Origin of the sequence: Exiguobacterium sp. s80, from assembly GCF_018618725.1 — a bacterium.
Classification (GTDB): Bacteria; Bacillota; Bacilli; order Exiguobacteriales; family Exiguobacteriaceae; genus Exiguobacterium_A; species Exiguobacterium_A oxidotolerans.
Window position 1 is genome coordinate 47,678 of record NZ_JACSMP010000006.1, and the last position, 13,483, is coordinate 61,160.

At 52.9% G+C, this 13,483-nt stretch carries 15 protein-coding genes; 4 read left to right on the forward strand and 11 right to left on the reverse strand.

Annotated elements, in window-relative coordinates; translation table 11 throughout:
- Positions 1–36 precede the first annotated feature (36 nt).
- The 11 genes from KNP94_RS11375 to KNP94_RS11425 are packed head-to-tail and all read right to left on the reverse strand — an operon-like array spanning position 37 to position 9,493.
- A complete protein-coding gene (locus KNP94_RS11375) occupies positions 37–807 on the reverse strand; it encodes an enoyl-CoA hydratase-related protein (protein WP_215115669.1) in 771 nt (256 codons plus the stop codon).
- Entirely contained in the window at positions 804–2,012 is a 1,209-nt protein-coding gene (locus KNP94_RS11380; RefSeq protein ID WP_214767203.1) for an acetyl-CoA C-acyltransferase, read from the reverse strand. The genes KNP94_RS11375 and KNP94_RS11380 overlap by 4 nt, the downstream gene beginning before the upstream one ends.
- Positions 2,009–2,878, reverse strand: coding sequence for a 3-hydroxyacyl-CoA dehydrogenase (locus tag KNP94_RS11385; RefSeq protein ID WP_215115670.1), 870 nt, complete (start codon positions 2,876–2,878; stop codon positions 2,009–2,011). Before KNP94_RS11385 ends, KNP94_RS11380 begins: the two co-directional genes overlap by 4 nt.
- Before the next feature lie 52 nt (positions 2,879–2,930).
- The gene (locus KNP94_RS11390; RefSeq protein WP_215115671.1) at positions 2,931–4,439 is read right to left on the reverse strand and encodes an aldehyde dehydrogenase family protein; all 1,509 of its coding nucleotides are present in this window, start codon (positions 4,437–4,439) and stop codon (positions 2,931–2,933) included.
- 15 nt (positions 4,440–4,454) lie between these two features.
- On the reverse strand, positions 4,455–5,231 hold the full coding sequence (locus KNP94_RS11395; RefSeq protein WP_214770467.1) for an enoyl-CoA hydratase/isomerase family protein: 777 nt from the start codon (positions 5,229–5,231) through the stop codon (positions 4,455–4,457).
- Positions 5,209–5,532, reverse strand: a complete 324-nt coding sequence (locus KNP94_RS11400) for an EthD family reductase (protein WP_029332541.1) — start codon at positions 5,530–5,532, stop codon at positions 5,209–5,211. Before KNP94_RS11400 ends, KNP94_RS11395 begins: the two co-directional genes overlap by 23 nt.
- A 15-nt stretch (positions 5,533–5,547) precedes the next feature.
- Positions 5,548–6,045 carry a 1,2-phenylacetyl-CoA epoxidase subunit PaaD gene (gene paaD, locus KNP94_RS11405; RefSeq protein ID WP_088836214.1) on the reverse strand — a complete coding sequence of 166 codons (498 nt, stop codon included), beginning with the start codon at positions 6,043–6,045 and terminating at the stop codon, positions 5,548–5,550.
- A gap of 13 nt (positions 6,046–6,058) precedes the next feature.
- Positions 6,059–6,844 (reverse strand): 1,2-phenylacetyl-CoA epoxidase subunit PaaC, encoded by a 786-nt coding sequence (gene paaC, locus KNP94_RS11410; RefSeq protein ID WP_088836213.1) that lies wholly within the window; start codon positions 6,842–6,844, stop codon positions 6,059–6,061.
- Complete coding sequence (gene paaB, locus KNP94_RS11415) at positions 6,841–7,185, reverse strand: 1,2-phenylacetyl-CoA epoxidase subunit PaaB (RefSeq protein WP_029332538.1); 345 nt, start codon at positions 7,183–7,185, stop codon at positions 6,841–6,843. Before paaB ends, paaC begins: the two co-directional genes overlap by 4 nt.
- 14 nt (positions 7,186–7,199) lie before the next feature.
- Complete coding sequence (gene paaA / locus KNP94_RS11420) at positions 7,200–8,171, reverse strand: 1,2-phenylacetyl-CoA epoxidase subunit PaaA (RefSeq protein ID WP_214770465.1); 972 nt, start codon at positions 8,169–8,171, stop codon at positions 7,200–7,202.
- Positions 8,172–8,191: 20 nt separating this feature from the next.
- Positions 8,192–9,493, reverse strand: coding sequence for a phenylacetate--CoA ligase family protein (locus tag KNP94_RS11425; RefSeq protein ID WP_215115672.1), 1,302 nt, complete (start codon positions 9,491–9,493; stop codon positions 8,192–8,194).
- A 335-nt stretch (positions 9,494–9,828) separates the two neighbouring features.
- Here KNP94_RS11425 and KNP94_RS11430 point away from each other — a divergent pair, with 335 nt between their 5' ends.
- From KNP94_RS11430 to KNP94_RS11445, 4 genes are read left to right on the forward strand one after another with little or no spacing between them, the layout of a single operon-like run.
- A complete protein-coding gene (locus tag KNP94_RS11430; RefSeq protein WP_215115673.1) occupies positions 9,829–10,224 on the forward strand; it encodes a thioesterase family protein in 396 nt (131 codons plus the stop codon).
- A 46-nt stretch (positions 10,225–10,270) separates the two neighbouring features.
- Entirely contained in the window at positions 10,271–11,416 is a 1,146-nt protein-coding gene (locus KNP94_RS11435) for a Leu/Phe/Val dehydrogenase (RefSeq protein WP_215115674.1), read from the forward strand.
- 14 nt (positions 11,417–11,430) lie between these two features.
- Entirely contained in the window at positions 11,431–12,483 is a 1,053-nt protein-coding gene (gene pdhA / locus KNP94_RS11440) for a pyruvate dehydrogenase (acetyl-transferring) E1 component subunit alpha (protein ID WP_215115675.1), read from the forward strand.
- Position 12,484: 1 nt separating this feature from the next.
- Positions 12,485–13,483, forward strand: coding sequence for an alpha-ketoacid dehydrogenase subunit beta (locus tag KNP94_RS11445; protein WP_215115676.1), 999 nt, complete (start codon positions 12,485–12,487; stop codon positions 13,481–13,483).

Consider the following 13,483-nt stretch of genomic DNA (forward strand, 5'->3'; position numbering starts at 1 on the left):
CGTTAGTATACGTGTTATTTCAGGTGGCGACCATCCTCATCTCCCTTGAAACTGCGGTGTTCGCTTCTCAGCAAAGGCGCGGAGTGCTTCAAGCCGGTCCTCGGTCGGTATGACTGCCTCATAGGCTTCCGTTTCAAGTCGTAAGCCGTCAGCGAGCGACACATCCATTCCGCCGTCGATCGCTTGTTTCGCCTGACGAATGGCAATCGGCCCATTGCGGAGCATCGCTGCTGCCAGTTCAAAGCAAGCCGGTAACAACGCATCCTTTGTCGCGACGACTTGCGAGACGAGCCCGTATCGTTCTGCCGTCTCGGCATCAATTTTCTTCGCCGTAAAGATCAGTTCTTTCGCCCGTGTCTCCCCAATCAGACGCGGAAGGCGTTGCGTCCCACCTGCTCCCGGGATGATACCAAAGCTCGTTTCCGTCAGACCGACCAACGCGCCGTCGATGATGATCCGGAAATCGCAGGCAAGCATCCACTCAAATCCCCCGCCAAGCGCGTGACCGTTAACTGCTGCAATCGTCGGTTGAGGCAACGCCGCGATGCTCGCAAAGACTTCACGGATTGCCAGCACATTCCGACGGACTTCTGTTTCATTCAGTGTCACCCGCTCTTTTAAGTCAGCACCGGCACTAAATGCTTTCCCTGTCCCGGTAAATACGACGACCCGGACCGATTCGTCCGTTTTGACGGCATCCACAAGTTCCTGTAGCTCGACCAGCGTCGGATAATCAAAACAATTCATCCGTTCCGGACGATCAATCCGAATCAGCGCAAGTTGTCCACTTCGTTCAAAATGAATCATGTCAGTCCCTCCCGTTCGACTATCAAGGCGATTCCTTGTCCGACCCCGACACACATCGTCGCCAGCCCGTATGTCCGGTTCGTCCGCTTCATTTCATGCAACAAGGTCGTCAAAATCCGGGCACCACTTGCACCGAGTGGATGACCGAAAGCGATCGCCCCTCCGTTGACATTGACCTTGTCTGCATCAAGACCAAGTTCGGCAATACAGGCTAGACTTTGTGCCGCAAATGCTTCATTCAGTTCAACCAGGTCGAGTTGCTCGATCGTCAGTCCTGCGCGCCGTAACGCTTTTTTCGTTGCGTCAATCGGACCAATCCCCATGATGGCAGGTTCGACACCTGCCGTCGCACTTGCCCGGTAAAACCCGAGCGGCGTCAGTCCAAGCTCGCGTGCGTGTTCCTCACTCATCAACAGCAAGGCTGATGCACCATCATTGACACCTGACGCATTCCCCGCCGTGACCGTTCCGTTTGGAAACAACGGGCGCAATGTGCCGAGCTTCTCGCGCGTCGTCTCTGGGCGCGGGTGTTCATCTTGACTGACCTCAAGCATCGCTCCCCGTTTGTTTGCGTAACGAACAGGAACGATTTCGTCCGCAAAACGTTGACTATCGATCGCCTGTTTTGCCCGGAACTGGCTTGTATACGCGAAGTCGTCCTGGGCGTCCCGGCTGATTCCATAACGCGACGCGACATTCTCCGCCGTTTCCGGCATCGAATCGGTTCCGTATTGTTCGGCCAGCCGTTCATTGACGAACCGCCAGCCGATTGTCGTATCGTATAACGTTTGATTGCCACGCGGGAACGCCGCATCCGGTTTCCCCATCACGAATGGAGCACGCGTCATACTTTCCGTCCCGCCGGCGATATAGACGTCGCCTTCGCCTAAGGCAATCGCCCGTGCGGCTGCGATGACAGCATCAAGTCCGGAACCGCATAGCCGATTCATCGTCGTTCCGGCGACGCTGACCGGTAAACCGGCAAGTAAGCCCGACATCCGGGCGACATTCCGATTGTCTTCGCCCGCTTGGTTCGCGTTGCCGAAAATGACTTCTTCGATTGTTTCAGGGGCAACTTGTGTATTACGGGCGAGTAAGGCTTCGATGACGACCGCTCCTAAGTCATCCGGCCGGACGTCTTTTAACGCCCCATTGTACCGTCCGATCGGTGTCCGGACGGCGTCGATGATCGCGACACGCCTCATGGTGCCTTCACCCCGCTTTTCGCATAGTCATATACTCCGCGTCCCGTCTTACGACCGAGTCGTCCCGCTTTGACGTATTGCTCGAGCAATGGAGCCGGACGGTATTTTTCTCCGAGCTTCTCATGTAAGTAACGTAAATTATGCAGGCGCGTATCGAGTCCGACTAAGTCTCCCAGTTCGAACGGTCCCATCGGATAATTCAACCCAAGCTTGATTGCCTTATCGATTTCTTCCGGCGTTCCAAGTCCTTCTTGCAGCATGTAGAAGGCTTCGTTACCAACGAGCGCACTGATCCGTGACGTGACGAACCCCGGGAATTCCTGAATGACGACCGTTTCTTTCCCCATCCGTTCGGCGACGTCCGTCAGTGCCGTCACGGTCTCATCCGACGTCTCAAGTCCACGGACGAGTTCGACGAGCGGCATCAGATGAACCGGATTAAAGAAATGCATCGCCATGACACGGTCCGGTCGCATCGTGAACGAGGCGATTTCTGTCGGACTCATCGTCGACGTGTTCGTCGCGAAAAAACACGCCGGCCGCGCTGCGGCTTCAATCGTCCGGAAGACGGACTGTTTAATCTCGAGCCGTTCCGGGACGGCTTCAATCACGAGATCGGCGTGTGCTGCGGCCGCTGTTAAGTCTGTCGAAAAACGAAGGTGCAAAAACAGTTGTTCGACTTCATCCGCCGACATCTTCCCGCGGACGATTCCTTTTTCGGCAATCCGTTCCAACTCCTGTTTGGCAGAAGTGAGCAAGGCAGTTTCGATATCGACGAGTGTGACTTCGAATCCTTTTGCGGCTGCGACGTAGGCGATTCCGCGCCCCATGACGCCTGATCCAACAACGACAATCTGATTAATCATCTGAATTCCTCCTTATAAAAAAATGTGCGGACTCGCGTCCGCACGTTGGTGTTTACAGTCCGAACGGATTAAGCGGACGGCTTCCGTAATACGATAAGATACTTTTCGTTTCCGTATATAAATCAAGCGTTTCGATACAGAGTTCACGACCGAAACCGGATTGTTTGTAGCCACCGAACGGCGTACCCGGGAACGCGGAGAACGGACAGTTAACCATGACGATCCCGGCTTTGATTTGGTTCGCGACTCGTGTCGCCCGCGCCCCGTCCTTCGTCCAGACCGCTGAACCGAGACCAAATTCCGTATCGTTCGCGAGACGGACTGCTTCTTTTTCATCTTTGAATGGCATAACGACGACGACCGGTCCGAAGATTTCTTCCTGGACTGCCTTCATGTCCTGCGTGACGTCCGTGATGATCGTCGGTGCATACCAGAAACCTTTTTCGAATCCTTCGACCTGTTCGACTTGACCGCCCGCAAGGATCGTGGCCCCGTCCGCTTTTGCCGATTGGACGTACCCGTCGATGACATCGAGTTGCTGTTGATCAATGATCGCCCCGATGTGTGTCCCTTTATCGAACGGGTTCCCGAGGACAAGTTGCTTTGTCTTCGCGACGAATTGTTCCATGAATGTTTCGTAGATGTCTTCATGGACGTAAAGACGTGACCGTGCCTCACACGATTGACCGCTGTTATAGAAGATGCCGAACAATGAGCCGTCGACAGCAGCCGTGATATCCGCATCTTCAAAGACGATGTTCGGTGACTTGCCGCCGAGCTCGAGCGTGACACGCTTCAGTGTCTCGGATGCCCGACCCATGATGTCTTTCCCGACCGGTGTTGAACCGGTGAAGGCTACTTTATCGACGTGCGGATGCTCGACGAGATGGTTTCCGATTTCGCGTCCTGATCCCGGAATGACGTTAACGACGCCTGCCGGGACACCGGCTTCCAGACAAATTTCTCCGAGAATGATGGCAGTCAGCGGCGTCAGCGTTGCCGGTTTGACGACGACGGAACAACCGACCGCGATCGCTGGTGCGACTTTCCAGGCAGCCATCATCAACGGATAGTTCCATGGAATAATTTGGGCACAAACACCGACTGCTTCTTTTTCTGTGTAGTTGTGGAATTGTCCCGGCACGTTATTGACGACACCGCGGTGACCGACGATCGCCCCGGCATAAAATTCGAAGTCTTCGATTGCCTGCGTGACTTGTCCTTGCGCAGCCGCTAACGATTTCCCGGTATCGAGAATCTCGAGTTCCACGATTTCATTGAAGCGCGACCGCATGATGCTTGCGATTTTGTTCAGGATTTGCGCACGACGACCAACTGGCCACATCTTCCATTTGCCATGGTCAAACGCCTCACGTGCTGCTTTGACGGCACGGTCAGCATCTTCTTTGGACGCTTTCGCCACTTCTGCCAGGACTTCTCCGGTCGCCGGGTTATAGGTCTTAAACGTCTCGCCTGTCGTGCCTTCGACTTGCTCCCCATTGATGACGAGGTGGTAGACCGACCGTTTCATTTCGATTGTTTTTTCGTGTACCGTTGACATGACATCCACTCCCTTTTAGTTTCCTTTGAATGTAGGTTGACGTTTTTCGAGAAAGGCTTGCATGCCTTCCGTTTGATCGTCTGTCGCAAATAACAAGTAGAAATTTCTCCGCTCGTGTTCCATTCCGTCCTGAATCGACAAGTCGCCGGCTTTATCGACGGCATCCTTAATCAGGCGGACCGACATCTTCGGTTGCGCCGCAATCCGGTGGGCAACGGTCAATACCGTCGCTTCGAGTCGGTCGGCTTCGACGAGTCGGTTGACGAGCCCAAAACGCTCCGCTTGATCTGCTGTCATCTGCTCCCCCGTCCATAACCATTCGAGGGCACGTGTCCGGCCGATCCGTTTCGTCAGTCGCTGTGTTCCGCCTGCTCCCGGCATGACACCAAGATTGACTTCCGGGAAACCGAACCGTGTCGTATCTGTTGCATAAATCAAATCGCAAGCAAGTGCCAGTTCAAACCCGCCACCCAGGACATAGCCGTGAACGGCAGCGAGCAGCGGTTTCTTCAGCCGACTGATGCGGTCCCAATCGGCGAACGGGTCCAGGAGCTCCATCGAAATCGGTGTTGCCTCTACCATCTCGTCGATGTCTGCTCCGGCAGAAAATGATTTTCCGGCGCCACTCAATACGATGGCACCAATCGTTTCGTCGCGGTCGAACTGCTCCATCGCTTCAACGATTTCACGAATCATCGCCCGGTTGAGGGCGTTGTACCGCTCCGGCCGATTGAGAGTGATGCGTCCGACCGCTCCATCAATCGCTGTTTTAACGTACTGTTGCATCGGCATGGACTTCTTCACCAATCATCAATGTGACGAGATCCCCAGCGAAGCTCATCAAGTCCTTCCCGGATGCTTTCCCTTCAAGTGAACGCATACCGGCCTGCATTGTCTCGTGACTTTCGTAGACCATTTCACACATCAAATAATATTTTCCTTCGCCACCCATCGGTGAACCAACGATTTTCGTCACGGTCATCTCTTGTAAGCCGGGAATTTTAGCCGTGATCGGACCATGAACATTGAAGTAGTGCTCGTCAAACTGTTCCTTGTTCTCCGGGTGTTTATAAAGCGCGATTAGTTTTACCATATCAATTACCTTCCTTCACATGAGAGTAGAGACGGGTTTCATCGCCTCGAATGGATTTTTACACGTTTTACAGTACAGAATGCTGCGACATGCCGTCGGACCAAAGAGGTTTTCGATCGATACGAACGTCGAACCACAGTACGGACAATCAATTTCCCAAGATCCATCGACGACGCGTGGTGGTGCAATCCCGAATGACTTCAGTCCCTCGATGCCCTGCTCAGTGATCCGGTCCGACGTCCACGGCGGGTCAAAGATGAAGACGACGTCGATTGTTTGTAACGCCGTAATTTGCTCGAGTGCTGCAATCGTATTTTTTTTGATGATGTCGAGTGCCGGACATCCGAGGAATGTCGGAAGCAACGTCACCCGAATCGCGTAACCGGTCGCAGATTCCGTCAACTCCATCTTGTCGAACATACCGAGATCAAGAATGCTGACGGCATCGATTTCCGGATCCTTGACGGTATCGAGCGCGGCCTGGATTTCTTGTTGTAACGCAAGCGTCGTCATGACGCATCCCTCCTCACCATACGGCGGACTGGTCAATCAAGTAGACTTCTCCGAGCGTCGACAAGGCATCGTTCAAGTCAGCCGAATGTTCACCGTTGCGACCATTGGCTGACATCCGCATCTCCGGTAACGTGACATCCAACTCGACGAGCGTCGGCGTCAATGTCTGATACCACCGATCAAGTAAGATGCCTTGCCCTTCAATCAATCGCATCTCTTCAATCACGTCACCGTGCTCCCCGTAATCAAACATGTCGCCGAAGTCCGCCAGCACTTGTTCGAGTGCCGCATCCATCTTTTGACGTGCCGTCGGAGTCGCTTGATAAAGTTGCGTGAACCACGTTTGCCAGTGGAGCAGGTGATAGTACAATTCCATATTGATTTTGACAGCGGCTGCCGCGAGTGGGGCATAGCTGCTGTTTTTTAAAGCATCGATGCGGATTTTTTTCGCCAGCGTGTAACAGTAGTTCCGGACGACGGCATACGCCCAGTCATATTCCGGTGTCTCCATGTAGTATCCGGGACCGTTGACCCGTTCGACGAGAATCGAATTTTTCCGTTCATGCGCCAGCCGGACGTGTGCCAATGCGTCCGCCTTCCCCTCCCCTAACTCTTCGAGCAACTGATAATACATCGCCGCGTGTCCCATCGAATCCTGGGCAATGGATGAGGACGCAACATCTTCTTCGATATGCGGTGCCAGACCAAGCCATTCCGAGCCGCGGAACGCATAAAGAAAATCGTCATCCGCTAACTGATACAGTAACGCTGCGAGCGCTGTCCGTTCTTGCTCCGTCATTTCGAGTCGCCTCCCTGCCAAGACATGATTTCTTTTTCGTCGAGCATCTGCTGTTCATAATGGCGCCACTTTTTCTTCAAGTAGCCGTACCCTTTCGTCGTCCGGTAATCCTTGTTATCGAGTCGCGTCAACATCTGCTTTTCGTCCGGAGTCAGGCCGCGGACGTCCGTCCGTTTGACGACCCAAATGTCGACGACCGGTTCGCGGCGCATGAAGTTTTCTTGCGCCATCAGTAACGCCATTTCCTTGTTTGGTGCAAGCAAGCTGAATTGATGCGTGAACGCGGCGTTCGGCGTCCGTTTACTAAACACTTCGAACTCCTGATAAAATGTTTCCGTCATGTCGTTCCCCTCCTTCATGCCATCGTCTTGGTCAACGCTTCACGGACCCACGCGTTATTTTGATAAGACGTCCGGCGTAAGGCGAGACGCTCCTTCGAACGCGGTCCTCCGCCTTGAATGATTTTCTTAAACTCCGACCAATCGGGCTGGGCATAAATCCATTGTCCCGATTCTTCGTCAAAACGGAGCGTTGGATCCGGAATGACCAGTCCAAGCGATTGAATCCGCGGGACATACTTCGTAAAGAAATTTTGGCGGAGTTCTTCGTTTGTCTTCGTCCGAATCTTATAGGCAATCGTGATGTCTTGTTTCGATGTTCCGGTCGTTTCTTTTGTCGCCGGACCGAAGAACATCAAGAGCGACTCCCACCATTCATCCAGTGATTCCTGAATCATCGCTTTTTGTTCGGGTGTTCCTTCAGCAAGTGCCATGATGATTGATTCACCATGCTGCGCATGGAACACTTCTTCCGCACAAATTCGTTGTAAGGCACGGGCATACGGACCGTATGACGCCCCTAACATGTTCGTCTGGGTGATGATTGCTGCACCATCAACGAGCCAACCGATCGTTCCGGCATCTGCCCACGTACGGGTCGGCATGTGGAAGACGTTGTGAAACTTCAGACGTCCCGTAAACAGGTCATCCATCAAATCACCGCGCGTTTTCCCGTACGGTTTCATCAAATCCTCGACGACGCGGAGCAACAGTTGTCCGTGCCCCATTTCATCCTGGACTTTCGCCATGATCCCAAGTTTTCGCCGGAGGGACGGGGCTTTTGGGACCCATTCCTTCTCTGGTAAGGCGCCCATAATTTCGCTGATTCCGTGCATCGAAATCAATTTGATTAACGTATCGCGGTAAAACGCAGGCATCCAGTCATCGGCTTCAATCTTTTCACCGTTCTCGATTCGTTCCGTGAACCGGGCGAGCTTTTCATCTTCCGTCATGACTTCCGGTTCGAACAAGTGTGTTGCATCGTACATGTTGAGTTCCTCCTCTTGTCTTAAACAGGTTCTTTATCCGACGTTTCGGTCCGACGATCGACAATCCGCTCTGCTTTTCCTTCTGAACGGGTGACGCCATACCGCGGGTGACAGATCATTTCAATCGAAATCAGGCATTCTGATTTGATGGCTTCACAGACGGTTCGCATGACTGCTTCCTGCTGCGTCTGTTCTTCGAGCTCGACGTGCAGCTCGATCGCATCAAGTCCATGTCGTTTGACGAGATGAATTTGATAATGTGGTGTGACACCATCTTGTTTCAATAGGACACGTTCAATCTCCGACGGGAAGACGTTGACACCGCGGATGATCATCATGTCATCCGTTCGTCCTGTAATCCGGGACATCCGGGTCGTCGTTCGACCGCAAGCGCATGTTTCACGTGTAATCGAAGCGAGGTCCCCCGTCCGGTAGCGGATAATTGGAAGCGCTTTCTTTTTTAAACTTGTAAAAACGAGTTCCCCGACCATCCCTTCTGGTAACGGTTCCCCCGTGCTGGGATCAATGACTTCCGTGATGAACAAGTCATCCATGATGTGTAATCCCTGTTGCGCTGGACATTCGATTGCGACGCCCGGACCCATGATTTCGCTCAGTCCGTAAATATCAAGTGCAGTAATATTCAATTTTTCTTCGAGCGTCCGACGCATTTCTTCCGACCACGGTTCAGCTCCGAAAATTCCATAACGTAAGCCCGTTGCCCGGGGATTGATGCCCCGCTCTTCCATCCGTTCTGCAAGGCGCAGCACATAAGAAGGTGTCCCGCAAATCCCTGCCGGTTTGAAGTCTTCGATCAATGTGATTTGCCGATCCGTATTCCCGCCTGATACGGGGACGACCGTCATCCCGAGTTTTTCTGCTCCGGCATGTAAACCGAGACCACCCGTGAATAGTCCATAACCATACGCGTTATGCAACAAATCCGTCCGTTTTGCACCTGCCATGACGAGGCCACGTGCGACGGCACCTGCCCAGTCGTCCAAATCTTCCTGCGTGTACCCGACGACCGTCGCTTTGCCGCTCGTTCCGGACGAGGCGTGAATGCGCGCAACCTCTTCTTGTTTGACGGCAAACAGCCCGAACGGATAGTTCTCACGTAAATCACTTTTTCGGGTGAACGGAAGTTTTTGAATATCTTCTAGCTGATCAAAGGCAACAGCATCAAGCCCGGCTTCCTCAAAACGTTTCCGGTAAAACGGCACACGTTCCATCGCATACCGGACCGTTTCACGTAAACGATTGAGTTGCAGTTGTTGTCGTGTTTCATGCGTCATCGTCTCAAGTGCCTCATCATAAAACATAGCGCACCTCCTCATTCATTTAACACAATAAAAATACGCTCGTTTAAATTTAGTTATACGTTAAACCTACGATACGTTCACAATGTTGTCAATGATTCATTTTGTTAAAAGCTCCCATATCTTTCGTCACCCAATCGGATCTTCGTCATTTTTCGGATTTAAGGTCTTTTCACCATCATAAAACGGCATAACATACTACTGTTTGGAAAAAATTTCTGAAATGGTTTGCTCATTTTGTAACTGATTGATAAAATATCGTGTGACAAGTGTTATACTATTTTTGGTAAGACCACTTGGAGAGAAACAGATATGTTTTGAAGATAGAGGAGGATTCTATGAAACCTGGTTTAGCCCTTGGTCAGACGGCACGCGTCGAAACGACCGTCACGGAAGAGATGTTCGCACAGTTTGAAGGAACCGTCGTCCATCCCGCCTACTCCACTGTGTCGATGGTTTATCATATGGAGTGGGCCGCCCGCAAAATCATCCTCCCTTATCTGGAATCGTCAGAAGAAGGCGTCGGGGGAGCAGTCAACGTAAAACATCTGAATATGGCACCACTCGGATCACAGGTCAGCATCATAGCGACGGTGACGGAACTGCAGGACAACCGCGTCCGGACAAAAATCGATGTCACGAACGAACACGGGTTGATCGGCGTCGGCGAAGTCACGCAAATCATTTTGGATAAACGATTAATTGAGGACAAGTTGACGACACACGTTTTTTAAACTAAAAAATGAAAGCGCTTACTTAGAAATCCAAGGAGGCTTTGACATGAACATGATCAATCCATCTACAAATACATCTTTATCAATCATGGAAAAAATCGCAGGACACGAGCAGGTCGTCTTTTGTAACGATCCGATTTCGGGACTTCAAGCCATCATCGCGATTCACGATACGACACTTGGTCCGGCACTCGGCGGTTGTCGCATGGCACCGTATGCGACCGTCGATGAAGCACTAGACGATGTCTTGCGTCTGTCGCGCGGCATGACCTATAAATGCGCCGCTGCCGACGTTGATTTCGGCGGAGGGAAAGCTGTCATCATCGGTAATCCGGCAACAGACAAAACGCCGGAAATGTTTCGTGCTTTCGGTCGATTCGTCGATTCGTTAGGCGGACGTTTCTATACGGGGACGGACATGGGGACGACGATGGACGACTTCGTCCATGCGAGTCGCGAAACCTCACGGATCGTCGGCATCCCGGAAGCCTTTGGCGGGAGTGGTGATTCGTCGATTCCGACTGCTGAAGGTGTCGTCAATGGATTACGTGCAACGATTCAGAGCCTGTTCGGATCGGACGACTTGAGTCGTGCCTCTTACGCCGTCCAAGGACTCGGAAAAGTCGGTTATAAGGTCGCAGAACAACTTTTACATGCCGGTGCCAATCTGTATGTCTCGGACATTAACGAAACAGCACTCGCCTCGATCGTCAAAGAAGCCGAGATGACACCGGGAACGGTTCATGTTGTCGCCCCACACGAGATTCACCTGACGGATGCCGATGTCTTCGTCCCTTGTGCCTACGGCGGTGTCATCCGTGCGGATAACATCGCAAGTCTTCCGTGTAAGGCAATCTGCGGTTCAGCCAACAATCAGCTCGCAGACGATTCGCTCGCTGAAGAATTGATGCAGCGCGGCATCCTTTATGCTCCCGATTACATCGTCAATGGCGGTGGTCTGATTCAAGTCGCAGATGAACTGTACGGAGCCAATCATGAACGGGTCCTCCTGAAAACACGTCACATTTACGATGCCGTCCTGGAAGTATTCGGACAATCACGTGCCGAGTCGATTACGACACTCGAAGCCGCAAACCGAATGTGTGACAAACGGATTCACGTCCGCGCCCGCCACAATAATATCTTCACGAACACAACGAAACCGAAGTGGAACATTCGCAATCAATCTTGATGGAGGTGGACGAGATGGAATCACAATTCCCGATTCAACGCATCATCGACGATGCCGGTCACATCGTCGACGAGACGAAACGAGACGCTTTGACGAAAGAATTAGCGTTACAGTTATTCACGCACATGAACCGGATTCGGACATTCGACCGAAAAGCGATCAACTTGCAACGCCAAGGGCGACTCGGAACCTATGCCCCGTTTGAAGGACAGGAAGCGGCTCAAGTCGGCAGTGCCCTGGCGTTAAACGAGACGGACTGGATTTTCCCGACGTACCGTGATCACGGGGCGACATTGACATTCGGTGCCGATATGGTCCGGACACTCCTTTACTGGAACGGACGGGTCGAGGGGTGTGTCCCGACGGATGACTTGCATATCTTCCCCCCTGCCGTTCCGATTGCCACACAAATCCCCCATGCGGTCGGTGCCGCTTGGGCGGAAAAACGAAAAGGAACGTCCGCCGTCTCCGTTGCCTATTTCGGAGACGGGGCGACGTCTGAAGGTGACTTCCATGAGGGGATGAACTTCGCAAGTGTCTTCCAGGCACCGGTCATTCTGTTCAACCAAAATAACGGTTATGCGATTTCTGTCCCGATCCAGAAGCAGATGCACTCGGAGACCATCGCCCAAAAAGCACTCGCTTACGGCATGCCGAGCGTCCGGATTGATGGAAACGATGCCTTTGCCGTCTACTTCACGATGCAAGAAGCTGTCGCCCGCGCACGGAACGGTCAGGGACCGACATTGATCGAGGCCGTCACATGGCGGTTCGGTGCCCATACGACAGCGGATGACCCGTCGAAGTACCGCGATCAAGAACAGTCGCGCGACCGTGTCGATCCGCTCGAACGCCTCGAACAGTTCATGCGCACGCAAGAGTTTTACGACGAGACGGAAATCGATGCAATCCGGACACGTCACCAAACGGAGGTCGAGGAGGCCGTCAAAGCGATGGAAGCCTTCAAGCCACCGGCAATCGATGACCTGTTCGATCATACCTATGCGACGTTGCCAGCAGACGTCGCGCGTCAAAAAACCGCTTACCTGACTGCGAGGGGGAACTAACATGGCGACACCAATCAATCAGCAAACCGACATGACGCTCATCCAAGCCGTCACGGATGCATTACGCATTAAATTAGCGACCGACGACACGACGCTTGTCCTCGGCGAAGATGTCGGGAAAAACGGCGGTGTCTTCCGGGCAACGGACGGACTGCAAGCCGAATTCGGCGAGGACCGTGTCATCGACACCCCACTCAGTGAAGCGGGGATTGTCGGGACCTCGGTTGGACTTGCCGTCAATGGCTTTAAACCGATCGTCGAAATTCAATTTCTCGGGTTCATTTATCCGGCTTATGAACAAATCATGACCCACGTCTCGCGCATTCGGATGCGGACGATGGGACGCTACAGCGTACCGATGGTCATTCGTGCGCCGTATGGTGCCGGAATCCGCGCCCCGGAAATTCATTCGGACAGCACGGAAAGTTTATTCACCTCGATGCCAGGACTCAAGGTCGTCTGCCCTGCGACGCCTTACGATGCCAAAGGACTGTTACTTGCTGCGATCGATGACCCCGATCCCGTTCTGTTCCTCGAGTCGATGCGGAGCTATCGCGCTTTCAAGGAACCCGTCCCAAATGAAGCCTATACGATTGAAATCGGTAAAGCGAACATCGTCTCGGAAGGGACCGATGTCACGTTGATTGCCTGGGGTGGAATGGTGCAAGTCGCTCAAAAAGCAGCAGCACAGGCAGAAAAACAAGGTCTCTCTTGTGAAGTGCTCGACCTGCGGACACTTTATCCGCTCGATCAAGAGACGATCGCCGCCTCCGTCCAAAAAACAGGACGGGCCGTCATCGTCCACGAGGCCCACGCGATGGGCGGTCTCGGGACAGACTTGATTGCTTTGATTAATGACACATCCTTCCTCTACTTACGGGCACCGATTGCCCGCGTGACCGGATTTGATGTTCCCGTCCCGTTGTTCGCACTAGAGGATCACTATATTCCGACACCCGCCCGCGTACTTGAAGCGATTACGCGTACGGTCGACTTCTAA